The sequence below is a fragment of the Ralstonia pickettii genome (genome assembly GCF_030582395.1).
Classification (GTDB): Bacteria; Pseudomonadota; Gammaproteobacteria; order Burkholderiales; family Burkholderiaceae; genus Ralstonia; species Ralstonia pickettii_D.
On record NZ_CP104381.1, the window covers coordinates 2,993,170 to 3,017,822 of the forward strand.

Here is a 24,653-nt window from a genome sequence, read left to right on the forward strand (position 1 = left end):
ACTTGTTGCCACGTTGACGGGGTCAACGCGACCAATATGGGAATGTAGATTTGGGGTTGTGAGTGATGTGTATCAGGCACAAGGCGGACCCAGCCGGAAACATACCGGTTATAGGATCAAGCCGCACGGGCAATTAGTACTGGTTAGCTGAACGCATTACTGCGCTTCCACACCCAGCCTATCAACGTCCTGGTCTCGAACGACCCTTCAGGGAGATCAAGTCTCCAGGGAATCCTCATCTTCAGGCAAGTTTCCCGCTTAGATGCTTTCAGCGGTTATCTCTTCCGTACATAGCTACCCTGCGATGCCTCTGGCGAGACAACAGGTACACCAGCGGTACGTCCACTCCGGTCCTCTCGTACTAGGAGCAGCCCCCGTCAAGATTCCAACGCCCACGGCAGATAGGGACCAAACTGTCTCACGACGTTTTAAACCCAGCTCACGTACCTCTTTAAATGGCGAACAGCCATACCCTTGGGACCGGCTACAGCCCCAGGATGAGATGAGCCGACATCGAGGTGCCAAACACCGCCGTCGATATGAACTCTTGGGCGGTATCAGCCTGTTATCCCCAGAGTACCTTTTATCCGTTGAGCGATGGCCCTTCCATACAGAACCACCGGATCACTATGTCCTGCTTTCGCACCTGCTCGACTTGTCGGTCTCGCAGTTAAGCACGCTTTTGCCATTGCACTTTAGGTACGATGTCCGACCGTACCAAGCGTACCTTCGAACTCCTCCGTTACACTTTGGGAGGAGACCGCCCCAGTCAAACTGCCTACCATGCACTGTCCCCGACCCGGATTCACGGGCCAAGGTTAGAACCTCAAACAAACCAGGGTGGTATTTCAAGGACGGCTCCACCGAAACTAGCGTCCCGGTTTCAAAGCCTCCCACCTATCCTACACAGATCGGTTCAAAGTCCAATGCAAAGCTACAGTAAAGGTTCATGGGGTCTTTCCGTCTAGCCGCGGGGAGATTGCATCATCACAAACACTTCAACTTCGCTGAGTCTCGGGAGGAGACAGTGTGGCCATCGTTACGCCATTCGTGCAGGTCGGAACTTACCCGACAAGGAATTTCGCTACCTTAGGACCGTTATAGTTACGGCCGCCGTTTACCGGGACTTCAATCAAGAGCTTGCACCCCATCATTTAATCTTCCGGCACCGGGCAGGCGTCACACCCTATACGTCCACTTTCGTGTTTGCAGAGTGCTGTGTTTTTATTAAACAGTCGCAGCCACCATTTTATTGCAACCCCTTCGTCCTTCTGGCGCGAGCCAGTCAAACTACAAGGGCGTACCTTATCCCGAAGTTACGGTACCAATTTGCCGAGTTCCTTCTCCCGAGTTCTCTCAAGCGCCTTAGAATACTCATCTCGCCCACCTGTGTCGGTTTGCGGTACGGTCTCGTATGACTGAAGCTTAGAGGCTTTTCTTGGAACCACTTCCAATTGCTTCGCGACCTAAAGTCGCTCGCCCCACACCCTTGAATCACGCACCCGGATTTGCCTAAGTGCCATCTCCAATGCAGGGACCGGGACATCCAACACCCGGACAACCTTCCGCGATCCGTCCCCCCATCGCATCATACGACGGTGCAGGAATATTAACCTGCTTCCCATCAGCTACGCATCTCTGCCTCGCCTTAGGGGCCGACTCACCCTACGCCGATGAACGTTGCGTAGGAAACCTTGGGCTTACGGCGAGGGGGCCTTTCACCCCCTTTATCGCTACTCATGTCAGCATTCGCACTTCTGATACCTCCAGCATCCTTTACAAGACACCTTCACAGGCTTACAGAACGCTCTCCTACCATGCACTTACGTGCATCCGCAGCTTCGGTATATTGCTTAGCCCCGTTACATCTTCCGCGCAGGACGACTCGATCAGTGAGCTATTACGCTTTCTTTAAAGGGTGGCTGCTTCTAAGCCAACCTCCTGACTGTTTTAGCCTTCCCACTTCGTTTCCCACTTAGCAATATTTAGGGACCTTAGCTGGCGGTCTGGGTTGTTTCCCTCTTGACACCGGACGTTAGCACCCGATGTCTGTCTCCCGTGATTGCACTCTTCGGTATTCGGAGTTTGCTATGGCGGGGTAATCAGCAATAGACCCCCCAACCATGACAGTGCTCTACCCCCGAAGGTGAGACACGAGGCACTACCTAAATAGTTTTCGGAGAGAACCAGCTATTTCCAAGTTTGTTTAGCCTTTCACCCCTATCCACAGCTCATCCCCTAACTTTTCAACGTTAGTGGGTTCGGTCCTCCAGTACGTGTTACCGCACCTTCAACCTGGCCATGGATAGATCACTTGGTTTCGGGTCTACACCCAGCGACTGAACGCCCTATTCGGACTCGCTTTCGCTACGCCTTCCCTAATCGGTTAAGCTTGCCACTGAATGTAAGTCGCTGACCCATTATACAAAAGGTACGCCGTCACCCGTTTCCAGGCTCCGACTGTTTGTATGCATGCGGTTTCAGGATCTATTTCACTCCCCTCCCGGGGTTCTTTTCGCCTTTCCCTCACGGTACTGGTTCACTATCGGTCGATTACGAGTATTTAGCCTTGGAGGATGGTCCCCCCATCTTCAGACAGGATTTCACGTGTCCCGCCCTACTTGTCGTACACCTAGTTCCACAATACTGTTTTCGCATACGGGGCTATCACCCACTATGGCCGGACTTTCCATTCCGCTTTGCTAACAATACTGCTAAAGAGTACAAGGCTGATCCCATTTCGCTCGCCACTACTTTGGGAATCTCGGTTGATTTCTGTTCCTGCAGCTACTTAGATGTTTCAGTTCACTGCGTTCGCTTCTGTTACCTATGTATTCAGTAACAGATGACCCATACGGGCCGGGTTTCCCCATTCGGATATCTGCGGATCAAAGCTCGTTTGCCAGCTCCCCGCAGCTTTTCGCAGGCTACTACGTCCTTCATCGCCTGTAATCGCCAAGGCATCCACCACATGCACTTATTCGCTTGACCCTATAACGAGTATGTCTCGCTATAGGCTGAGTTCTCGCGTTGTGCCGTATTCCAAGACAATCTCATCGATTGCTCTGGTAATACTGGTTGATACAATCACAACCCAGTGTCGCGTTTTATATGTGCGCCTCATCAACGCACCGCGACACCTTTACTACATTCCATATTGTTAAAGAACAGCCGAACTTTTACGCTCGTCTTGGCTAGGCCAAACGCAAACACCATCGACACCGCGTCGATGCTTGCGTTTGGTAACCAAAAGGTAATGGTGGAGGATGACGGGATCGAACCGACGACCCCCTGCTTGCAAAGCAGGTGCTCTCCCAGCTGAGCTAATCCCCCAGTCACGGCAGAGAACTTCTTCCACCGTCCGTAACTTGGTGGGTCTGGTAGGACTTGAACCTACGACCCCCGCCTTATCAAGACGGTGCTCTAACCACCTGAGCTACAGACCCTTGGCTGTAACATCAAACAAACCGATAAGTGTGGACGCCTAACGTCGGATGCACGCTCTTAAAGGAGGTGATCCAGCCGCACCTTCCGATACGGCTACCTTGTTACGACTTCACCCCAGTCATGAACCCTACCGTGGTAATCGCCCTCCTTGCGGTTAGGCTAACTACTTCTGGTAAAGCCCACTCCCATGGTGTGACGGGCGGTGTGTACAAGACCCGGGAACGTATTCACCGCGGCATGCTGATCCGCGATTACTAGCGATTCCAGCTTCACGTAGTCGAGTTGCAGACTACGATCCGGACTACGATGCATTTTCTGGGATTAGCTCCACCTCGCGGCTTGGCAACCCTCTGTATGCACCATTGTATGACGTGTGAAGCCCTACCCATAAGGGCCATGAGGACTTGACGTCATCCCCACCTTCCTCCGGTTTGTCACCGGCAGTCTCTCTAGAGTGCCCTTTCGTAGCAACTAGAGACAAGGGTTGCGCTCGTTGCGGGACTTAACCCAACATCTCACGACACGAGCTGACGACAGCCATGCAGCACCTGTGTCCACTTTCTCTTTCGAGCACCTAATGCATCTCTGCTTCGTTAGTGGCATGTCAAGGGTAGGTAAGGTTTTTCGCGTTGCATCGAATTAATCCACATCATCCACCGCTTGTGCGGGTCCCCGTCAATTCCTTTGAGTTTTAATCTTGCGACCGTACTCCCCAGGCGGTCAACTTCACGCGTTAGCTACGTTACTAAGGAAATGAATCCCCAACAACTAGTTGACATCGTTTAGGGCGTGGACTACCAGGGTATCTAATCCTGTTTGCTCCCCACGCTTTCGTGCATGAGCGTCAGTGTTATCCCAGGGGGCTGCCTTCGCCATCGGTATTCCTCCACATCTCTACGCATTTCACTGCTACACGTGGAATTCTACCCCCCTCTGACACACTCTAGCCGTGCAGTCACCAATGCAATTCCCAAGTTAAGCTCGGGGATTTCACATCGGTCTTGCACAACCGCCTGCGCACGCTTTACGCCCAGTAATTCCGATTAACGCTTGGACCCTACGTATTACCGCGGCTGCTGGCACGTAGTTAGCCGGTCCTTATTCTTCCGGTACCGTCATCGACCCCAGGTATTAACCAGAGCCATTTCTTTCCGGACAAAAGTGCTTTACAACCCGAAGGCCTTCTTCACACACGCGGCATTGCTGGATCAGGCTTTCGCCCATTGTCCAAAATTCCCCACTGCTGCCTCCCGTAGGAGTCTGGGCCGTGTCTCAGTCCCAGTGTGGCTGATCGTCCTCTCAGACCAGCTACTGATCGTCGCCTTGGTGAGCCTTTACCTCACCAACTAGCTAATCAGACATCGGCCGCTCCTATAGCATGAGGCCTTGCGGTCCCCCACTTTCACCCTCAGGTCGTATGCGGTATTAGCTAATCTTTCGACTAGTTATCCCCCACTACAGGGCACGTTCCGATGTATTACTCACCCGTTCGCCACTCGCCATCAATCTAGCAAGCTAGATCATGCTGCCGTTCGACTTGCATGTGTAAGGCATGCCGCCAGCGTTCAATCTGAGCCAGGATCAAACTCTTCAGTTCAATCTGCTGTTTTCGCTCTTTACGAGCGGTCGCTCACTCTCAGAATCTGACTTGAACTTTCGTTCAAACCTTACTTCTGTGCGAGCACTTCATTACTTGTTAGCTAGCGGATCGAAATCCGCCGCACCCAGTATTAAGCGCCCACACTTATCGGCTGTTTGCTTGTTAAAGAACTTCGCGATCAACTTTGTTCACCGCGTCGCTGCGTTGTCTGCAGCAGAGAAACGAGATTATGCAGAGCTTTTTCGTCGCTGTCAACAACTCGTCGAAGATTTTTTATCCACCAACGCGCCGCCAACCACCACCGAATCCCCAGCCAATCGCCAACCACCCAATCGACCGCAAACCCGCTCCACTCCTGCTTCTCCACCACCCAACACCACCACCGTCACTTACGTTTCGGCGCTGTGTTTTGCAGCGAGGGGCGAACTATAGGCGGGTTTATGGAGCAGCGCAAGCCCTTTCTATCCATAGGGTCTTTTCTGCACTTTCGGGAGGCTACTGCGCTGTATGCGATCGCACCCAGCGGAGTTCCTCGGCGGCCCGCTTTCGCGCCCTGCGGGCGCGCTTGTGAAAGGCGCTCACTATAGGAAGTGGGGGCGGCACCTCCAATAAGGCTGCCACGCTGTCGAGAGAGACACTCGCATCGTGCACCTCGCCCAAGGCGTCCTGGACATTGCGCAAATGCTTCCGGTAGCGCTTGCCCGCGTGGGCGCCGAGCGCCGGGTAGAACGCCTCATATAAATAGCGCCACTGCTTTGCGGCGATGCGGGCTCGATGTAGCCGGGGCGCAGACGAGCGCTTGGGGCGGCGCCCTCGGCGGATCAGCTTCTTCTGGAGCGCCCGGGCCCGGGCCCGGGCAAAGCGGCGATGCCGCTCCGGGTCGCCTTCTGTATGGAAGCCAGCGACTCCCTCTTCCAGTTCAAGCAGCGCTCGGCGCACATTCGGCGATGCCAATTCGGCGCGCAACGCTTCCCAAGCGCGGTCGCGCGCCTGTTGGGACTTGATAACCGCCTCCTCTAGCCATACACGAGCGGTCTCGTCACTATCGGCGAGGACCTCCCGGACAGCGGGCAACCAATCTGAGAGCAGCACATCCCACTCCCGGACAGGGCCGGTCGAAGCGGCGAGCGCCCGCAGGCGAGGTTTCCACTGGTCGACAAAGCTTGTTGGCAGAACCGGCGCAAAGGTCACCCAGGCTGAGCGTAGTCGGCGCAGGGTGACACGGAACTGGTGAAGATCTTCGTGACTGGGATCCGGCGCCGCCAGCTTGGCAAGCGCCTGACGCAGCACGGCGATATGTTCGGTGACAATGCGCGCGAAGATCGAAAGGATTGCCGCATGTGAGTGCTTGCTCACGATGCTCTCCGTATGACGAGTCTGGATGACAAGGGGCACGCAAGGTGCGCGCCTTGCCATTTCACTGTAGTCGAGCAGGCAAAGACTGCAGGAAAGCCTGATCCAACGTCAGCGCGTTTCGCTGGCGACGATCACGTCGACCTCGGCGGCGCGGAGGACTTCGGCCATCGGCTCCGGCACGGGGATGTCGGTGAAGAACTTGTCGATCTGCGAGACATGGCCCAGACGGACGACTGCGCGGCGGCCAAACTTGGAGTGATCGGCCACGAGCCAGACTTCGCGCGACTGCTCGATGATGGACTGGGCGACGCGGACTTCACGGTAGTCGTAGTCGAGCAGCGTGCCGTCTTCGTCGATGCTGGAGACGCCGATGATGCCGATGTCAACGCGGAACTGCTTCATGAAGTCGATCGTGGCTTCGCCGACGATGCCGCGGTCGCGGTTGCGCACGAGACCGCCGGCAACGATGACTTCGGCGTCCGGGCTGCCGGAAAGAATCGACGCGACGTTCAGGTTATTGGTGATCACGCGCAAGCCACGCGGGCCATTCGGGCCGACGAGCGCCTTGGAAACCTCTTCGGTCGTGGTGCCGATATTGATGATGAGCGAGCGGCCAGGCTCGACGTGGCGCGCAACGACCTCGGCGATGCGGCGCTTGGCGTCGATGTGCAGAACCTGGCGCTGGTCGTAATCGATGTTTTCGACCGACGACGGCAGGCCGACGCCGCCGTGGTAGCGCGCCAGGAGGCGCTCATCTTCGAGCTGACGGATATCGCGACGGATGGTTTGCGTCGTGACGCCCAGCACGCGGGCGAGCGCATCGACGGAGGCATCGCCGTGTTGACGGACGTATTCGAGGATCTGGCGGTGTCGCGGAAGCATCAAGTCACGAAATGAACACAAACGAACACATGTGAGCGGATTAGGCGATTCCCTATGTTGCTTTATTTTCACCCTTCACTAAACTATCCGCCAACGCGTCACTATTCGCAAGGAAAGGCGCGAAAATCAACAGATTCAAACCCATGCAACTCACTGACGCGTCGCATCTGGACTGTGATCTGCTGGTGGTCGGAGGCGGCATCAACGGGGTCGGTATCGCCCGTGATGCCGTGGGCCGTGGCCTGTCGGTGGTCTTGTGTGAAAAAGACGACCTGGCCCAGCACACCTCTTCGGCATCGACCAAGCTGATCCACGGCGGGCTGCGGTACCTCGAATATTACGAATTCAGCCTGGTGCGCAAGGCGCTGCAGGAGCGCGAGGTGCTGCTGCGCATGGCGCCGCACATCATGTGGCCGCTGCGATTTGTGATGCCGCACGATGCCGCGCAGCGCCCAGCATGGATGATCCGTGCAGGCCTCTTCCTGTATGACCATCTGGCGCGTCGGCGTTTCCTGCCGGGCTCGGAATCGATCAAGCTGGCGCGGCATCCGGCGGGTCAGCCGCTCAAGGCGGGCTATACGCGTGGCTTCGTCTATTCCGACGGCTGGGTGGACGATGCCCGCCTGGTGGTCCTCAACGCCCGCGATGCGGCGGATCGCGGCGCGCAGATTCTCACCCGCACGCGCTGCCTGAACGCCGAGCGCCGCGCTGGTGGCTGGCACGCCTCGCTGGCCGGCCCGGACGGTATCCGCTCGGTGCGCGCAAAGGCGATCGTCAATGCGGCCGGGCCGTGGGCCGCGGAATTCGCGCGCTCCGCGCACGCGCTTCCGAGCACGCGCGGCCTGCGGCTGATCAAGGGCAGCCACATCGTGGTGCGGCGGATGTTCGATCACCCGTTCGCCTACATCTTCCAGAACCCGGACGGGCGGATCGTGTTTGCGATCCCGTACCAAAACGATTTCACGCTGATCGGCACGACGGACCTGGAATACAAGGGCTCGGTGGACCAAGTGGCCATCGATGCCGGCGAAATCCAATACCTGTGCGAAATGGCCAGCCGCTATTTCACCCAGCAGCTCACGCCAGCCGACGTGGTGTGGAGCTATTCGGGTGTACGGCCGCTGCTGGACGACAGCGCGGCCAATGCTTCGGCTATCACGCGGGATTACCTGGTCGAATGCGAGACCGGCGCCGATAGCGCCAGCGCGCCGCTCATCAACGTGTGGGGCGGCAAGATCACGACCTACCGCAAGTTGGCCGAAGAAGCCCTGGATCAATTGGCCCCGCATCTGCCGCTGGCCGGCAAGCCATCGTGGACGGCTACCGCATCGCTGCCGGGCGGTGATCTGGAAGCGCCGGGGCAGCTGGTTGCCGAATACACCTTCGACGATTTTGTGACGCGCCTGCAAAAACGTTTGCCGTGGATGCCCACCCAACTGGCACTGCGCTACGCCCACCAGTACGGCACCCGCATCAACACGCTGCTCGCAGGCGCCACGCGGCTCGAAGAGCTGGGCGCCGAAGTGACGCCTGGCCTGTATGAAGCCGAAATCCGTTACCTGATCGAACACGAATGGGCCCGTACGGCGCAGGACATCCTGTGGCGGCGGACCAAGCTGGGCCTGCACGCCAGCGATGCCGATTGCAGCCGCCTGGAAGGCTGGCTGGCGCGGCATCTGCCGGAAGGTGGGACCGCTCCAGTTGCGGAACGGGCGCCCTGAACCACCGGGGGCTAGGCGCCCGATTCAAGACATCAAAGAAATCAAAGCAGTAAGACGGGAGACATCAATTGATTCTGGAACTGGACCAGGTTACGGCCATGGTCGGGGCGCAGACGCATCTGTACCCGACCAGCCTGCGGCTGGCGCCCGGCGCGATCAATGTGCTGCTCGGGCCGACGCAAGCCGGCAAGACCACATTGATGCGCATCATGGCCGGGCTGGATCGGCCGACCACCGGCCGCGTACTGGTCGACGGCAAGGACGTGACGGGCGTGGGAGTGCGCGATCGCAATCTGGCGATGGTGTACCAGCAATTCATCAACTACCCGGCGATGACGGTGTACGACAACATCGCCTCGCCGCTGCGCCTGCAGGGCACCAACAAGGGCGAGATCGACACGCGCGTGCGGGCCGTCGCCTCCAAGCTGCACATCGACCATCTGCTGCAGCGCCTGCCAGCCGAGCTGTCCGGTGGACAGCAGCAACGCTGCGCGCTGGCCCGGGCACTCGTCAAGCGGGCGCCGCTGGTACTGCTGGACGAGCCGCTCGTCAACCTCGACTACAAGCTGCGCGAAGAACTGCGCGCCGAGCTGGCATCGCTCTTTGCCGACGGCGGGACGACGGTCGTGTACGCCACCACGGAACCGCAGGAAGCGCTGCTGCTCGGCGGCCACACCGTCGTCATGCATGAAGGCCGCGTGCTGCAGGACGGCCCGACGCTCGACATGTACGAAGTGCCGGTGTCGGTTGACGCCGCGGCCATCTTCAACGACCCGCCGATGAACGTGCTGGACGCCACCGTGGTGGAAGGCAACCAGATCCGCCTGCCACAAGGCATTGACGTTGCATGGACGCGCCCGCTGCCGATGGCCGCTGGCACGCGGTGCCGCATCGGCCTGCGTCCGAGCCACATCCGCCTGGCGCCGCGCAACGGTGGTGCCGTCGCGCTGCCGGGCACGGTGGAGCTGGCCGAGCTGTCTGGCTCCGAAACGTATCTGCACGTGCGCGCGCACGCCGCTGGCCAGACAAGCAGCATTGGCCTGGTCGCGCAGTTGCCGGGCGTGCATGAATTCGAACTGGGAGCGACGCTGGACGTGTTTGTCGATCCCGCCGAACTGTTCCTGTTCGACGATGCGGGCAAGCTGGTGAGCGCGCCCAAGCAGGGAGGCGCACATGGCACGCATTGAATTCCGCAACCTGGGGCACAGCTACCGCCCCGATCCGCAAAACCTGAGCGACTACGCGCTGCAGCCCATGAACATGACCTGGCGCGACGGCGGTGCGTATGCCCTGCTCGGTCCGTCGGGCTGCGGCAAGTCCACGCTGCTGAACATCATCTCGGGGTTGCTGACGCCGTCCGAAGGGCAGGTGCTGTTTGACGACCGTGACGTCACGCACGCCAGCCCGCGCGAGCGCAACATCGCGCAGGTGTTCCAGTTCCCGGTCATCTACGACACGATGACCGTGTTCGACAACCTCGCCTTCCCGCTGCGCAACCGCAAGACGCCGGAAGCCGAAGTGAAGAAGCGCGTGGAGGAAGTGGCCGAGATCCTCGAGCTGCAGCACGCGCTCAAGCGCCGCGCCTCAGGTCTGGCGGCCGACGCCAAACAGAAGATCTCGCTGGGCCGCGGCCTGGTACGCAAGGACGTGGCGGCCATCCTGTTCGACGAGCCGCTCACCGTCATCGATCCGCACCTGAAATGGCAACTGCGTCGCCAGCTCAAGAAGATTCACCAGCAGCTCAAGCTCACACTGATCTACGTGACGCACGACCAGGTGGAAGCGCTGACCTTTGCCGACGAGGTGGTCGTCATGACCGAAGGTAAGGTCGTGCAGCAAGGCGGGCCGGAAGCGCTGTTCGAGCGGCCGGACCATACGTTCGTCGGCTACTTCATCGGTAGCCCGGGCATGAACCTCTACCCGGTGACGGTGGATGGCGATGTGATTGCGCTGGGCGGCCAGCGCCTGTCGGTGGGGCGGGACACGCTCGCCACGCTCAAGAACGCAAACGGTTCGCTCAAGCTCGGCATTCGGCCGGAATTCGTGCAACTGGCCGCACCCGGCGAAGTCGGCACCGTCGCCGCCAGCGTCCATCAGGTGCAGCAACTGGGTACGCACCAGTTGCTGACCGCCAGCCTCGGTGAAGGCAACGGACTGCCGATCAAGGCCAAGCTGCCCAACGAAGTGTCCGTGACCGAATCGCGCGTGTGGCTGCGCCTGGATGCGCCGCAGACGCTGTACTACAGCAATGACGAGAGGATCGGCCGATGAACAAGCCGCTCAACAACAAGGCGTGGTTCCTGATCCTGCCGGTGTTCCTGTGCGTGGCGTTCTCCGCCATCCTGCCGCTGATGACGGTGGTGAACTACTCGGTGCAGGACATCATCAGCCCCGAGCAGCACGTGTTCGTGGGCGTGGACTGGTTCCGCCAGATCCTGCGCGACGGCGATCTGCAGGACGCGCTCACGCGCCAGCTGATTTTCTCGCTGTGCGTGCTGGCCGTGGAAATTCCGCTGGGCATCGGCCTGGCGCTGTCGATGCCCTCCAAGGGCTGGAAGGCTTCGGCCGCACTGGTGGTGCTGGCCATGCCGCTGCTGATTCCCTGGAACGTGGTGGGCACCATCTGGCAGATCTTCGGGCGCTCCGATATCGGCCTGGCCGGCTACTGGCTCAACCAGATGGGCATCGATTACAACTACACGTCGCATTCGTTCGATGCGTGGATCACCGTGCTCATCATGGACGTGTGGCACTGGACGCCGCTGGTGGCGCTGCTGGCGTATGCCGGCCTGCGCTCGATTCCGGATGCGTTCTACCAGGCCGCCGAGATTGACGGCGCCAGCCGCCTGGCCGTTTTCCGCTACATCCAGCTGCCGAAGATGCGCGGCGTGCTGATGATCGGCGTGCTGCTGCGCTTCATGGACAGCTTCATGATCTACACCGAGCCGTTCGTGCTGACCGGCGGCGGCCCGGGCAACGCGACGACGTTCCTGTCGCAGTACCTGACGCAGAAGGCGGTAGGTCAGTTCGACCTGGGCCCGGCGGCAGCATTCTCGATCGTGTACTTCCTCATCATCCTGCTGTTCTGCTTCGTCCTCTACAACTGGATGCAACGCATGGGCAGCGCGAGCACGGCCGTGGGAGACGACCATGCGTAAGAACAACAACAACGAACACCAGCGCAAGATCGCCCGCGCGATCACGCTGGCGGTGTATGTGGCATTTGCCGTGCTGCCGCTGTACTGGATGCTGAGCATGTCACTCAAGACCAACGAGGAGACGCTGGCCGGCTTCTCGATCTGGCCGAAGCTCGTCACGTTCGACAACTACAAGATCATCTTCACCGACCCGTCGTGGTACTGGGGTTACATCAACTCCATCATCTACGTGACGATGAACACGGTGCTCTCGACCGTGGTAGCGCTGCCGGCGGCCTACGCCTTCTCGCGCTACCGCTTCCTGGGCGACAAGCACATGTTCTTCTGGCTGCTGACGAACCGCATGACGCCGCCCGCGGTGTTCCTGCTGCCCTTCTTCCAGCTGTATTCGACGGTCGGCCTGATGGACACGCACCTGGGCGTGGCGCTGGCGCACATGCTGTTCAACGTGCCGCTGGCGGTGTGGATTCTCGAAGGCTTCATGTCGGGCATCCCGCGTGAGATTGACGAGACGGCCTACATCGACGGCTACAGCTTCCCCAAGTTCTTCCTGAAGATCTTCCTGCCCCTCATCAAGGCAGGCGTGGGTGTGACGGCGTTCTTCTGCTTCATGTTCAGCTGGGTGGAACTGCTGCTCGCGCGCACGCTCACCTCGGTCGATGCCAAACCCATCACCGCGGTGATGACGCGCACGGTGTCGGCCTCGGGCATGGATTGGGGCGTGCTGGCTGCAGCCGGTGTGCTGACGATCATTCCGGGTGCGCTGGTGATCTGGTTTGTGCGGAACTACATCGCGAAGGGTTTCGCGATGGGCCGCGTCTAAAACAAGAACGGGAGACACAGCCATGTTCAGCTGGATGGCCTGGACGCCCGAAGTGGCGATCTTCTTTGGCTGCATCGCCTTGATGCTGGCCAGCATGACGGTGTGGGAAGTGGCCCGCCCGACGGTGGAGCGCAAGGGCTTCCTGCCCATTGCCACCACGCGCGGCGACCGCCTCTTCATTGGCTTGCTGACCGCGGCCTATATCAACCTGGTCTGGGTTGGGCTCACGTCGGAAGAGACCAGCGCCTGGGGCGGCTTCATCGCCTCGATGGTGGTGCTGATCATCGTGATGTGGCGCGGCTGAGTTAGAAGGCGACCTCGATTACGCAGGACCGGAAGTCTCGGCAGAATGCCGCGCTTCCACGCCCTTGTGGGCACACGCATTCCACCACGCTCCCCGCGTCGGAATGTCGGATGTTTTCGCTGCGGGGAGAACAAAAAGCACGAGGAGATACCGATGAAAACATCCTGGCGCATGACGCTTCAGATCAGTGCCATCGCACTGGCAAGCGCCCTGGCAGTCGGCGCAGCCCATGCCGGCGAAGCCGAAGCCAAGAAGTGGATCAGCAGCGAATTCCAGCCCAGCACGCTGTCGCAAGACAAGCAGATGGCGGAAATGAAGTGGTTCATGGACGCCGCCGCCAAGCTCAAGGCCAAGGGCGTAACCGAAATCCACGTCGTGTCGGAAACGCTCGACACGCATGCGTATGAATCGAAGACGCTGGCCAAGGCCTTCGAAGAAATCACCGGCATCAAGGTCAAGCACGACATCATGCAGGAAGGCGATGTCGTCGAAAAACTGCAGACCTCGATGCAATCGGGCAAGAGCATCTATGACGGCTGGATTTCCGACTCCGACCTGATCGGCACACACTACCGCTACGGCGTGATCATGCCGCTGTCCGATTACATGGCGGGTGAAGGCAAGGAGTTCACCAACCCGGGCCTGGACCTGAAGGATTTCATCGGCACGAGTTTCACCACCGCGTCCGACGGCAAGCTGTACCAGTTGCCCGACCAGCAGTTCGCCAACCTGTACTGGTTCCGCGCTGACTGGTTCGCCCGCAAGGACCTGCAGGACAAGTTCAAGGCGAAGTACGGCTACGACCTGGGCGTGCCCGTCAACTGGACGGCCTATGAAGACATCGCCAACTTCTTCACCAACGACGTGAAGGAGCTCGACGGCAAGCGCGTCTACGGCCACATGGACTACGGCAAGAAGGATCCGTCGCTCGGCTGGCGCTTTACCGATGCATGGCTGTCGATGGCCGGCTCCGCCGACAAGGGCATCCCGAACGGCCTGCCGGTGGACGAATGGGGCATCCGCGTGGATGACAAGGACAAATGCACTCCGGTGGGCGCATCGGTCTCGCGCGGCGGCGCCACCAACAGCCCGGCCGCGGTGTACGCCCTCACGAAGTACATCGACTGGATGAAGAAGTACGCCCCGCCTGAAGCGACCGGCATGACCTTCAACGAAGCCGGCCCGGTGCCCGCACAAGGCCACATCGCCCAGCAGGTGTTCTGGTACAGCGCCTTCACCGCGCCGATGACCAAGCCGGGCCCGGTCGTGAACGCCGACGGCTCGCCGAAGTGGCGCATGGCCCCGTCGCCGCACGGCCCGTACTGGAAAGACGGCATGCAGAACGGCTACCAGGACGTCGGCTCGTGGACGTTCTTCAAATCCACCCCGTTCGAGCGCCGCTCGGCTGCGTGGCTGTACGCCCAGTTCGTCACGTCGAAGACGGTGTCGCTCAAGAAGTCGATCACCGGTCTCACGTTCATTCGTGACTCCGATATCCACAGCGACTACTTCACCAAGAACGCGGCCAAGTACGGCGGCCTGATCGAGTTCTACCGCAGCCCGGCCCGCGTGGCCTGGACGCCGACCGGCAACAACGTGCCCGACTATCCGAAGCTGGCGCAGCTCTGGTGGAAGAACGTCGCCACGGCCGTCACGGGCGAGAAGACGCCGCAAGGCGCGATGGACAACCTGGCCAAGGAAATGGACCAGGTTATGGGCCGCCTGCAGCGCGCCGGCATGAAGAACTGCGCGCCGAAGCTGAACCCGGAAAGCGATCCGTCGAAGTGGCTGTCGACCGAACACGCCCCCTGGAAGAAGCTCGACAACGAGCGTCCGAAGGGTGAGACGGTGGCCTACGACAAGCTGCTCGCAGCCTGGAAGGCCGGCAAGGTACGTTAATTCGCATGCCCGCCGGTCGACCAAACATCGGCCGGCGGGCTACCATGCCTGCTTCCGTTTTACCCACCGCCGGACAGGTTCACTCCGGCCCGGCGGTCACCTGAATCTGCCTTATGGAATACCTCCTCGCGCTCGACCAGGGCACGTCCAGCTCACGCGCCATCGTCTTCAACCGCGCCGGCCAGATCGTCGCCAGCGCCCAGCAGGAGTTTCCCCAGCATTTTCCGCAGCCCGGCTGGGTGGAGCATGATCCGTTCGACATCTGGAACAGCCAGCTCGCCACCTGCCGCGCCGCACTTGAACAAGCGAAGCTCTCCGCCGCCGACATGGCCGCGCTCGGCATCACCAACCAGCGCGAAACCACCATGGTGTGGGAGCGCGCCACAGGCAAACCGATCTTCAACGCCATCGTCTGGCAGGACCGCCGCACCGAAGCCATCTGCGAGCGCCTGCGCGCCGAGGGCCTGGAAGACGAGGTGCGCAAGCGCACCGGCCTGATCATCGACCCGTATTTTTCCGCCACCAAGCTGCGCTGGATTCTTGACCACGTGGATGGCGCCCGCGAGCGCGCCGCGCGTGGCGAACTCGCCTTCGGCACCATCGACAGCTGGCTCGTCTGGCAACTCACACGCGGCCGCCTCCATGTGACCGACGTATCGAACGCGTCCCGCACGATGCTGTGGAACATCCACACGGGCGAATGGGACGCGGATCTGATGCGCGCGCTGGACATTCACCCGAGCCTGTTGCCCGAGGTGCATCCATCCGCGTATCAATTTGGGCAGACCGATGCCGACTGGCTGGGCGCCTCGCTCACGATCGGCGGCATTGCCGGCGACCAGCAATCTGCGTTGTTCGGTCAGGCTTGCTTCAAGCCCGGCATGGCCAAGAACACCTACGGCACCGGCTGCTTCATGCTGCTCAACACCGGCGACAAGGCAGTCCAGTCGCACAACGGCCTGATCAGCACAGCCGCCTGCCAGAGCGGCACGAAGCGCAGCTACGCGCTCGAAGGCAGTGTGTTTGTGGGCGGGGCGGTCGTGCAGTGGCTGCGCGATGGCCTGCGCGCCATCCAGCGTTCGGCAGACGTCGAAGGCCTGGCCGCCTCGGTGCCCGATTCCGGCGGTGTGGTATTCGTGCCGTCGTTCACGGGCCTAGGGGCGCCGTACTGGGATCCCACCGCGCAGGGCGCCATCGTGGGCCTGTCACGCGGCACCACCATCGGCCACATCGCTCGTGCGGCACTCGAATCCATCGCCTTCCAAAGCACGGCACTGCTGCAGGCCATGACGCGCGATGCCGTTTCCACCATCTCGGAACTGCGCGTCGATGGCGGTGCCTCGGCAAACAACCTGCTGCTGCAGTTCCAGGCAGATTTGCTGGGTATTCCGGTGGTGCGCCCGGAGATCATCGAGACAACGGCGCTCGGCGCGGCTTACCTGGCGGGCATCGCAACCGGCTTCTATCGTGATGAAGCGGAAGTCGCCCAGCAATGGCGTGCCTCGCGCACGTTCCACCCGGTCATCAGCCGCGACGAGGCGGCGCATCGCATCGCCCAGTGGGAAATGGCCGTCGCGCAGGTCCGCCTGCCGACCGCGCGTGCTCACTGAAGGCGCACAATGAGCCCAAAAAAAAGGCGGCCCGAAGGTCGCCTTTTTTCATGAGCGAGACAAGGGCTTACTTGCCTTCGCTGTTCGGCGTCTGGGCGGGGCCGCCTTGTTCGCTCATCGCTTCCTTGCGCTTGGCGCGAGCCTCCTTCTTCTCGGCCTTGCGGTTGGCCTTGGCAGCCTTCTTTTCTTCCTTGTAGGCAGCCTTGGCGTCGGCCTTGCGAGCCTTGTACTCGTCGCTTGCAGCCTTGTCGTCAATGCGCTTCTGAACCAGCGGGTCAGACGACGAAGTGGCCGGCCCGTCTTGCGGGGCGGTCTGCACGGTGCCGGTGGTCTGCGGTGAAGTCTGCGGTGCCGGCGTCATCTGTGCGAAAGCAGCCGACGCAGCAAACGTGGCGGCAACGGCAAGGGCGGTTTTCAGGCGCAGTTCAATCATGGTTGAGCTCCTTCTTTTACAAAAACACGGAATGGACGGACCACATAAGCGGCGCACGAGGCACCCGAAGTGATCTCGGCGCACATCAACGGCGCGCGCCGGACGTTGCAAATCACAACGTCTACACCGTCGCAAGAAACGCTCCCGACCCATCGACTACACTGCCCGCTGTCTCTTCCCTGCCCGCACGCCGTGTCTGACCACGCCCCCGATTTCGTCCTGCTGGATCCCCCCGCCGATGCCGTCAACTTGGACGCAAACGCCGCCGCCCTTCATGTCGCGACGGTACAGCGCTGGTTGGAAGACGCCGTCATTGGTCTGAACCTCTGCCCCTTCGCCAAGGCCGTCCACGTCAAGCGGCAGGTTCGATACGTCGTCAGCCGCGCCACGATGGACGGCGACGTGCTCGACCACCTGCGTGCCGAAGCGGACCTGCTGCACGCCACCCCCGCCGCACAGATCGACACCACGTTGCTGATCGTCCCCGCCCTTGCCGACTTCCTCGATTTCCATTCGCTCACGGAGCGGGCTGAATCCGTGCTCGCCAAGGCTGGCTACGAAGGCGAACTGCAACTGGCCAGCTTCCACCCCGAATTCGTCTTCGCCGACGCAGAGCCTGACGACATCGCCAACGCCACCAACCGCGCGCCCCTCCCCATCCTGCATCTGCTGCGCGAAGACAGCATCGCCCGCGCCGCCGCAGCCGTGCCCGACGCAGCGGACATCTACGAACGCAATATCGCGACGATGGAAAAGCTGGGCCCCGAAGGCTGGGCAGAAATGGCAAAGAAGTTCAGCAAGACACCGCCCCGCGACTAACCAACTGACCAAAGGCAGCGACGGTTTGGCCGTTGATGCCCTTGATGGCGCCTTGAATTTCTGTTGCAGGGAGGAAAAGAAGGGAGGCCTGTCTGAGCGCAGCGAGTTTGCCTCCCTTCCCTCCCTGCGACATAAATTCAAGGAATCTTTCGCCATCTCGGGCGCGCCTTTCTTTGCTTACTTTCTTTGGCAAGACAAAGAAAGTGAGTCGCCCCCGGCAGGGGGTGAAACAAGGGATGGACCGGCACCAGCCATAAAAGCCGACGCCCCAAGAAACCAGTCTCACACGCCCCGATCCACCGGCGGCGTCCACTGATACGCCCAAGTCTCAGAAAGCAACCGCTCCCCCGACTGCAACGTCAGCAACAACTCAATCGGCGCATTGCTCGCATCCGGCACCACATCAAACATCGCCCGGACGCCATCGATGCTCGCCAGCGGCCGCGCCGACGCAATCTCCACCCGCCCGCGCGAGGCGCGTATGACAGGCTCCACAGTCGACCCCGCCGTGCTGCGCCCCAGCCGCGACAGCTCGCCGCCGGCAAAGTCCACCACGAAGCGCCACGAGAAGTATTTGCGCGGCTGTCCCACCACGCCGCCAATGCCCGTGCGCGTCGCCACCACTCGCGCCAGCGGTGAGGCCGCCGCGGGTTGCGCGCCCCACGTCAGCCGATAGCCGAACGCCAGCTCCTGCCCGGCATGCGGCGCAACAGCCGGCCGCCAGAACGCGACGATGTTGTCGAATGTTTCATCGTTGGCCGACAGCTCCACCAGTTCCACCGCGCCTTCACCCCAGTCGTGCGTGGGCTCGACCCACACGCTCGGGCGCTTCTCATAGAACACGCCGTCATCCTGGTAGTGATCGGGATTGCGGTCGCGCTGCAGCAGGCCGAAGCCGCGCGGGCTGTCGTCGGCAAAGCGCTGGCTGCGCAGCACGGGCGGATTGGCCAGCGGCCGCCAGATCCACTCGCCCGAGCCACGCCAGATGGCCAGGCCATCGGAATCATGGATTTCCGGGCGCCAGTCCGATGCGCGCCAGCGACGTGCAGCGCTGTGGCGATCGCCGGCGCGGTCGGTGCGGTCGTTCTCGCCGTAGAGGAACATGCTGGTCAGCGGGGCGATGCCCAGACGCTCGATCGGCTTGCGCACGTAGAGCGTGGCGGCCACGTCCATCACGAGCGTGTCGCCGGGGCGGATGTCAAAGCGGTAGATGCCGGCCACGCTCGGAGAATCGAGCAGCGCATAGACGCGCACCGTATCGGCGTCGGCGGCCGGGCGCACCAGCCAGAATTCAGTGAAATCCGGAAACTCTTCTGCGCGAGGTAACCCCGTGTCAATCGCCAGGCCGCGCGCCGACATACCGTATTGCCACTGCCCGCCGACGGCGCGAAAGTAGCTGGCACCCAGGAAGGCCGCCACATCGCGCGTCGGGTCCGCCTTGGTCGTCAGCCGGAAACCGGCGAAACCAAGATCGGCCGGCAGCGCCTGGCGGGCCAGTCCGCTCCGGCCGTAATCGAACATGGCGGGGTCGTAGGCGATCAGGCGAGCCTGACCGTCCACCACCTCGTGCATCTGCACGGCCGACTTGAAGAACAGCCCGAGGTGGAAGAACCTGGCCTCGAACGGCAAGTGCTGTCCTGCCCACAGGGCGTGATCGGGGCGATAGCCAATCGATTGATAGCCGTCCCAGTTCAGTGCAGCCAGCGGCGCAGGCAACTGCGTGCTGCGCGGCCGATACGGCCGTGCCGCCAAGGTCCGAGCGCGCGCCAGCAGGCGGGCTTCGTCAAACGGTTCGGAGGCGCCAGCGGCGGTGCCGGGCGTGGCGCTGCGGGACAAACCAGGAGCCAGGGCAAGCAGCCCGGCGGCCAACTGCTTGAGCAGGTCGCGACGGTGCATGGATCGGGGCAGGACCAGGGGATGAGCCAGGGGTGATTCATCTTCGCACAACCCACGCCCAGGCAGCATCCTGCAAAAACCTTTCATTGGACCCACAACCCTGCACCGCGACCGGGATTGGCCCACTTGTGCGTGGCGTCGGGCCGCCAGTTGGAGCACAATCCCGGGTCTGTTCACAGGTAGAACGGATGTACGTCGCCTATGGTGGACAGAACAGATACGAGCAACCGGCCCGACGAGAATGGGTCGGCGCCCGCCACGATCACCACGGCGCACATGCTTTCACAACCCTCCACGCCCCCGCCGCCCGATACGGCCACGACCGAACCGTCCGCCGCGATTGCGGCGGCGCTGGAATCCTTCGACCGCTACTACGACGACGTCCTGCTGCCCATGTGGCTGGGCCCCGGCTGGAATGCTCAGGCCGGCCTCTGCTATGAGGCGCTCGTCGTCGACAACGGCGCGCTGGTGCCGGCATCCACCGCACGCTACCGGGCGATGGCGTGTGCGCGGCAGTTGTATACCTTCGCGCGTGCCACGCAACTCTCCGAGCGACATCGCGATCTCTGCGCCGAACGCGCCGCCGCGCTGTGCCATGCGCTGGACACCCGCTTTCGCGACACGATCCACGACGGCTGGCTGTTTGCGATCGACAGCGCGCTGGCCCCGCACGACACCACGAAGGATTTGTATACGCACGCCTTTGTGCTGTTTGCCGCCGCACATTGGCTGGCCGTGAGTGACGACCCGCGTGCCGCCGCGCTGATGCACGACGCGCACGATGTGATCACGCGCCGCTTTGCGCGGGCCGGAGCCCAACCGCTGCCGGTCGCATCCATGGACGGCACGTTCAGCACCACGCTGGCCGGTGTCGCGCAGAACCCGGTGATGCATCTGACCGAGGCGTACCTGGCCTCCGCCGCGCTGGACGAACCGCCCGCCTGGGCCGAGGCGGGCGTGCGCACGCTGGCCGAGGGCATCCTTGCGCGCTTCATCGATACGCGTACGGGCAGCATCACCGAGTTGCCGGTTGACGAGGCCAGCACCGACAACCGCATCGAACCCGGTCACCAGTTCGAATGGTTTTATCTCGTGCGAGGACACGCCGTTGTCTTCACGCGGTCCGAAGCCGGCCGCCGCCTGGCCGAAACCCTCGCCCGCGCAGTGGATGCCGCCTGCGCCGATGGCGTGGATGCCGAGACGCAGGGCGTGTGCCTGGCGCTCAATCTGGACGGCACGATGCGCGACGCCAGCCAGCGCATCTGGGCGCAGACGGAATACGGCCGCGCGCTCGCGCTCTGCACCGAAACGCAGGGCGCCATGCTCGCGCGCCTTCTGCCGGCGTGGTCTGCGCGCTTCCTGCATGCGCAAGGCTGGAACGAAGTGGTCGACCCCGCCGGCCAGCGCCTGCGCGCCGACATGCCGTCGAGCACGCCGTATCACATCACCACCTTTTATGAGGCGGCCCGCAGCGCGCTGTCCGGCTCGCCCGCACGTTGTACCCAAGCTGTTCAGTGAGAACCATCATGCATACCTCCAACCCCAACGAATCCAAGGCCCGCACCGTCTTCCGGGTGGTTAGCGGCAACTTCCTGGAGATGTACGACTTCATGGTCTATGGCTATTACGCCAAGGCCATTGCCGACACCTTCTTCCCCGCCGGCAACGAGTTCCTCTCGCTGATGCTGTCGCTCGTGACCTTCGGTGCCGGCTTCCTGATGCGGCCGCTGGGCGCAATCTTCCTGGGCGCGTACATCGACCGTCACGGCCGTCGCACGGGGCTGATCGTCACGCTGGCGCTCATGGCCTGCGGCACGCTGCTGATCGCGCTGGTGCCGGGCTACGCCACCATCGGGCTGGCGGCGCCGCTGCTGGTGCTGATCGGCCGGTTGCTGCAGGGCTTCTCGGCTGGCGTGGAGTTGGGCGGTGTGTCGGTCTACCTGGCCGAAATCGCCACCCCAGGCAAGAAGGGCTTCTTCGTGAGCTGGCAGTCGGCCAGCCAGCAGGTGGCGGTCATGTTTGCCGCGCTGCTGGGCGTGCTGATGTCGTACCTGCTGCCGCCGTCTGAGATGAGCGCATGGGGCTGGCGCGTGCCGTTCCTGATCGGCTGCCTGATTGTGCCGTTCCTGTTCATCATCCGCCGTTCGCTGCAAGAGACGGAAGAATTCCAGAAGCGCAAGCACCGCCCGGACCTGCGCGCCGTGTTCCGCTCGATGGGCCAAAACTGGCGCCTGGTGGGCGCGGGTACGCTGATGGTCGTGATGACCACGGTGTCGTTCTACCTGATCACCGCCTACACGCCGACCTTCGGCAAGAGCGTGCTGCACCTGTCGGACATGGACAGCCTGATCGTCACGCTGTGCGTGGGCGCCTCGAACTTCTTCTGGCTGCCGGTGATGGGCGCCGTGTCCGACCGCGTCGGCCGCCGCCCGCTGCTGATCCTCTTTACCGTGCTGATGCTGGTGACGGCGTACCCGGCGATGCAGTGGCTGGTGAGCGCACCGTCGTTCGCACGCATGCTGATCGTGCTGCTGTGGCTGTCGTTCCTCTATGGCAGCTACAACGGCGCGATGGTCGTCACGCTCACTGAAATCATGCCGCCGGAAGTGCGTACCACCGGTTTTTCGTTGGCATACAGCCTCGCCACGGCCATCTTCGGCGGCTTTACCCCGGCGATTGCCACATGGCTGATCCACGAGACGGGCAACAAGGCCATGCCCGGCGTGTGGGTGTCGTTCGCTGCCCTGTGCGGGTTGATTGCCACGCTGGCGATCGTCAAGCCGGCTGGCAGGCATGAGCATGGCGCGGGCACGGCGCCTGTGGCCTGACGGGCTTTTGGATTGAAGGAACGCCTCTCGGAGGGGGTATCTCTCTGAGGGGCGTTTTGCTTTTTGGCTTTTTGTTTCCTCTGGATTTTTTGTGGTCCACTCACCTTTCGTTCCCTGCCGGGACCGACTCACTTTTCTTTGTCTTGCCAAAGAAAAGTAAGCAAAAGAAAGGCGCGCCCGAGATGGCGACTTCCCCTTGAATTTGTGTGACCGGGCGGGGAAGGAGGCAAACTCGCTGCGCTCAGACAGCCTCCTTCCTTGATCCGCCCGCTCACAAAAATTCAAGGCGCCATCAAGGGCTCAACGTCAAAAGAAAAAGGCCAACCCCATCGTGAGGTTGGCCTTGTCGTTTGGGCGTGCGCTTAGTTGGTGTGGCTTTTGTCCTTTGACTTTCCTGCCCTAGATGGCGCCTTCAATTTTCGTAAGCGGGCGGAAAAAAGGCGGGGAACTGTCTGAGCGCAGCGAGTTTTCCCCGCCTCCGCCCGGTTACGGAAATTGAAGGAATCTTTCGCCATCTCGGGCGCGCATTTCTTTGCTTACTTTCTTTGGGCAAGACCAAAGAAAGTGAGTCAGCCCCGGCAGGGGATGAAACAAGGGATGCACCACCAACAAAGCCCCCCCCTTCCTCCTCGCTCCCAACCCTGCCATTCAGCACAACAAGCTTCACGCGCCCAGCGTTACTGAATCACCAGCCCATTCGGCCCCACCACCCCCAACTCCACATAATGCGAACCAGGACGCGTGCGGTCGGAAAAATCCACCACAAATCCGCCACCCACGTCGAAGTTGCGCAGATGGGCCAACTCGCGGCGCACCTGGTCGCGCGTGGGTTTGGGGCCGGCGCGGCGCACTGCTTCGGCCAGCACCTTGGCGGCCACAAAGCCTTCCACCGCGCGGAACGACAGTTCGACATCCTTTGCGCCCACGGCCGCGCGTGCGCGGTTGAATTCGCGGATGACCGGGTTCACGCCCTTGCCGGGGTTGGGCATCACGAGCGCCAGCGAATAGCCGCGCACCGCATCGATGCCGGCCACCTTGAGCAGAATGCCCGGATCAATCGACGACAGCCCAAGCAGTTGCGCACCGCCACCGCGCGCGCGGTATTGCTTGATGAACTGCGCGGCGGGTTCGGCCGTGGCGCCCAGGAAGATGGCCTGCACATCGGCGCCGAGCAGCTTGTCGACGGCAGCGCTCACCGAAGCCGTATTGCGCGGGTACGAAGCCGTACCGCCCATCGTGAGTTTGTACGGCTTGAGCGCGCGCTCCACGCCTGCCAGCACCTCCTTGCCGAGCGCATCGTCCTGATACAGCACGCCGATGCGCGTGACACCAATGGTGACGAGCGCGCTCACCATCTTGTCGATCTCTTGCCGGTAGCTGGCCTTGATGGGAAACACCAGCGGATCGCCGGTCATGCTGGAGGCCCCGGTGGCCGGGCCGACCAGCGGCAGGTTGGCTTCGGTCAGCACGCCGCTGCGCATGAGCGCTTCCACATTGGCGGTGCCGACCACGGTAAGGGCCGCCACCGGGTTGTCGATCTTGGCCATGTCCCGCACGTTGCGAACGGTCTGCTCGACCTTCTGCTCGTCGTCACGGGCGACCAGGCGGATGGTCTCGCCGTTAATGCCGCCATCGAGATTGAGCCAGTCGAAATACAGCCGTGCGCCCGCATTGAGCGCCCGCCCCGTCGCGGCTTGCGTACCGGACAGCGGCAAAGACTGGATGATGCTGATGTCGGCGTGGGCCGGCGGCGCTGTCAACGCAGCCATGCATGCCACACACGCGGCAAGCGCGGCCCACGGCCGCAACCACCCCATCGCCCCGCGCGCCCCCCGGCTGCGCGTGTGATTTCCCGTTTGCATTGTTCGCACCCATGT

General features: G+C 61.7%; 16 protein-coding genes, 2 tRNA genes and 2 rRNA genes. 11 read left to right on the forward strand and 9 right to left on the reverse strand.

What is annotated here, in order from left to right; all coding sequences use genetic code 11:
* Positions 1-112 precede the first annotated feature (112 nt).
* From N5B55_RS14485 to N5B55_RS14510, 6 genes are all read right to left on the reverse strand, one after another.
* Positions 113-2,991 (reverse strand): 23S ribosomal RNA (locus N5B55_RS14485).
* A gap of 266 nt (positions 2,992-3,257) precedes the next feature.
* Positions 3,258-3,333, reverse strand: a tRNA-Ala gene (locus N5B55_RS14490).
* A 36-nt stretch (positions 3,334-3,369) separates the two neighbouring features.
* A tRNA-Ile gene (locus tag N5B55_RS14495) sits at positions 3,370-3,446 on the reverse strand.
* Between the two features lie 60 nt (positions 3,447-3,506).
* Positions 3,507-5,044: ribosomal RNA gene (locus N5B55_RS14500) — 16S ribosomal RNA — on the reverse strand.
* Together the 16S and 23S rRNA genes with 2 tRNA genes alongside form the textbook arrangement of a ribosomal RNA operon.
* A 498-nt stretch (positions 5,045-5,542) precedes the next feature.
* Entirely contained in the window at positions 5,543-6,403 is an 861-nt protein-coding gene (locus tag N5B55_RS14505) for a CHAD domain-containing protein (RefSeq protein WP_304538501.1), read from the reverse strand.
* Positions 6,404-6,511: 108 nt separating this feature from the next.
* The gene (locus N5B55_RS14510; RefSeq protein WP_441295867.1) at positions 6,512-7,306 is read right to left on the reverse strand and encodes a DeoR/GlpR family DNA-binding transcription regulator; all 795 of its coding nucleotides are present in this window, start codon (positions 7,304-7,306) and stop codon (positions 6,512-6,514) included.
* A gap of 122 nt (positions 7,307-7,428) precedes the next feature.
* Between N5B55_RS14510 and glpD the strand changes: the two genes are divergently transcribed.
* From glpD to glpK, 8 genes are all read left to right on the forward strand, one after another.
* Positions 7,429-9,006, forward strand: coding sequence for a glycerol-3-phosphate dehydrogenase (glpD, locus tag N5B55_RS14515; RefSeq protein ID WP_015855769.1), 1,578 nt, complete (start codon positions 7,429-7,431; stop codon positions 9,004-9,006).
* Between the two features lie 68 nt (positions 9,007-9,074).
* Positions 9,075-10,193: an ABC transporter ATP-binding protein gene (locus N5B55_RS14520; protein WP_154208142.1), complete on the forward strand. Its 1,119-nt coding sequence runs from the start codon at positions 9,075-9,077 to the stop codon at positions 10,191-10,193.
* Positions 10,180-11,277 carry an ABC transporter ATP-binding protein gene (locus N5B55_RS14525; RefSeq protein ID WP_154208140.1) on the forward strand — a complete coding sequence of 366 codons (1,098 nt, stop codon included), beginning with the start codon at positions 10,180-10,182 and terminating at the stop codon, positions 11,275-11,277. The genes N5B55_RS14520 and N5B55_RS14525 overlap by 14 nt, the downstream gene beginning before the upstream one ends.
* The gene (locus tag N5B55_RS14530; RefSeq protein ID WP_004637132.1) at positions 11,274-12,164 is read left to right on the forward strand and encodes a carbohydrate ABC transporter permease; all 891 of its coding nucleotides are present in this window, start codon (positions 11,274-11,276) and stop codon (positions 12,162-12,164) included. The genes N5B55_RS14525 and N5B55_RS14530 overlap by 4 nt, the downstream gene beginning before the upstream one ends.
* Positions 12,157-12,987: a carbohydrate ABC transporter permease gene (locus N5B55_RS14535; RefSeq protein WP_009239734.1), complete on the forward strand. Its 831-nt coding sequence runs from the start codon at positions 12,157-12,159 to the stop codon at positions 12,985-12,987. Before N5B55_RS14530 ends, N5B55_RS14535 begins: the two co-directional genes overlap by 8 nt.
* 22 nt (positions 12,988-13,009) lie before the next feature.
* A complete protein-coding gene (locus N5B55_RS14540; RefSeq protein WP_304538502.1) occupies positions 13,010-13,291 on the forward strand; it encodes a DUF2160 domain-containing protein in 282 nt (93 codons plus the stop codon).
* A 153-nt stretch (positions 13,292-13,444) separates the two neighbouring features.
* The gene (locus N5B55_RS14545) at positions 13,445-15,190 is read left to right on the forward strand and encodes an ABC transporter substrate-binding protein (protein WP_009239732.1); all 1,746 of its coding nucleotides are present in this window, start codon (positions 13,445-13,447) and stop codon (positions 15,188-15,190) included.
* A gap of 113 nt (positions 15,191-15,303) precedes the next feature.
* Positions 15,304-16,800, forward strand: a complete 1,497-nt coding sequence (gene glpK, locus N5B55_RS14550) for a glycerol kinase GlpK (protein WP_304538503.1) — start codon at positions 15,304-15,306, stop codon at positions 16,798-16,800.
* Between the two features lie 67 nt (positions 16,801-16,867).
* Here the strand turns inward: glpK and N5B55_RS14555 are convergent, their stop codons facing one another.
* Complete coding sequence (locus N5B55_RS14555) at positions 16,868-17,233, reverse strand: hypothetical protein (protein ID WP_015855776.1); 366 nt, start codon at positions 17,231-17,233, stop codon at positions 16,868-16,870.
* Between the two features lie 192 nt (positions 17,234-17,425).
* On the opposite strand from N5B55_RS14555, the gene N5B55_RS14560 reads away from it, so the two are divergent.
* On the forward strand, positions 17,426-18,052 hold the full coding sequence (locus N5B55_RS14560) for a DUF1415 domain-containing protein (RefSeq protein WP_304538504.1): 627 nt from the start codon (positions 17,426-17,428) through the stop codon (positions 18,050-18,052).
* Between the two features lie 282 nt (positions 18,053-18,334).
* Here the strand turns inward: N5B55_RS14560 and N5B55_RS14565 are convergent, their stop codons facing one another.
* On the reverse strand, positions 18,335-19,948 hold the full coding sequence (locus N5B55_RS14565; protein ID WP_304538505.1) for a glucan biosynthesis protein: 1,614 nt from the start codon (positions 19,946-19,948) through the stop codon (positions 18,335-18,337).
* 276 nt (positions 19,949-20,224) lie between these two features.
* Between N5B55_RS14565 and N5B55_RS14570 the strand changes: the two genes are divergently transcribed.
* Together N5B55_RS14570 and N5B55_RS14575 are read left to right on the forward strand one after the other, a co-directional pair.
* Positions 20,225-21,466, forward strand: coding sequence for an AGE family epimerase/isomerase (locus N5B55_RS14570; protein ID WP_304538506.1), 1,242 nt, complete (start codon positions 20,225-20,227; stop codon positions 21,464-21,466).
* Between the two features lie 8 nt (positions 21,467-21,474).
* Positions 21,475-22,776 carry an MFS transporter gene (locus N5B55_RS14575; protein WP_027680520.1) on the forward strand — a complete coding sequence of 434 codons (1,302 nt, stop codon included), beginning with the start codon at positions 21,475-21,477 and terminating at the stop codon, positions 22,774-22,776.
* Between the two features lie 677 nt (positions 22,777-23,453).
* Here N5B55_RS14575 and N5B55_RS14580 read toward each other — a convergent pair.
* Positions 23,454-24,545, reverse strand: coding sequence for an ABC transporter substrate-binding protein (locus tag N5B55_RS14580; RefSeq protein ID WP_256731009.1), 1,092 nt, complete (start codon positions 24,543-24,545; stop codon positions 23,454-23,456).
* Positions 24,546-24,653: the final 108 nt, after the last annotated feature.

Coding starts and splice junctions, on each gene's coding strand:
- glpD (WP_015855769.1), top strand. CDS start 7,429: ATGCAACTCACTGACGCGTCGCATCTGGACTGTGATCTGCTGGTGGTC.
- N5B55_RS14525 (WP_154208140.1), top strand. CDS start 10,180: ATGGCACGCATTGAATTCCGCAACCTGGGGCACAGCTACCGCCCCGAT.
- N5B55_RS14530 (WP_004637132.1), top strand. CDS start 11,274: ATGAACAAGCCGCTCAACAACAAGGCGTGGTTCCTGATCCTGCCGGTG.
- N5B55_RS14535 (WP_009239734.1), top strand. CDS start 12,157: ATGCGTAAGAACAACAACAACGAACACCAGCGCAAGATCGCCCGCGCG.
- N5B55_RS14540 (WP_304538502.1), top strand. CDS start 13,010: ATGTTCAGCTGGATGGCCTGGACGCCCGAAGTGGCGATCTTCTTTGGC.
- N5B55_RS14545 (WP_009239732.1), top strand. CDS start 13,445: ATGAAAACATCCTGGCGCATGACGCTTCAGATCAGTGCCATCGCACTG.
- glpK (WP_304538503.1), top strand. CDS start 15,304: ATGGAATACCTCCTCGCGCTCGACCAGGGCACGTCCAGCTCACGCGCC.
- N5B55_RS14555 (WP_015855776.1), bottom strand. CDS start 17,233: ATGATTGAACTGCGCCTGAAAACCGCCCTTGCCGTTGCCGCCACGTTT.
- N5B55_RS14565 (WP_304538505.1), bottom strand. CDS start 19,948: ATGCACCGTCGCGACCTGCTCAAGCAGTTGGCCGCCGGGCTGCTTGCC.
- N5B55_RS14570 (WP_304538506.1), top strand. CDS start 20,225: ATGCTTTCACAACCCTCCACGCCCCCGCCGCCCGATACGGCCACGACC.
- N5B55_RS14575 (WP_027680520.1), top strand. CDS start 21,475: ATGCATACCTCCAACCCCAACGAATCCAAGGCCCGCACCGTCTTCCGG.
- N5B55_RS14580 (WP_256731009.1), bottom strand. CDS start 24,545: ATGGCTGCGTTGACAGCGCCGCCGGCCCACGCCGACATCAGCATCATC.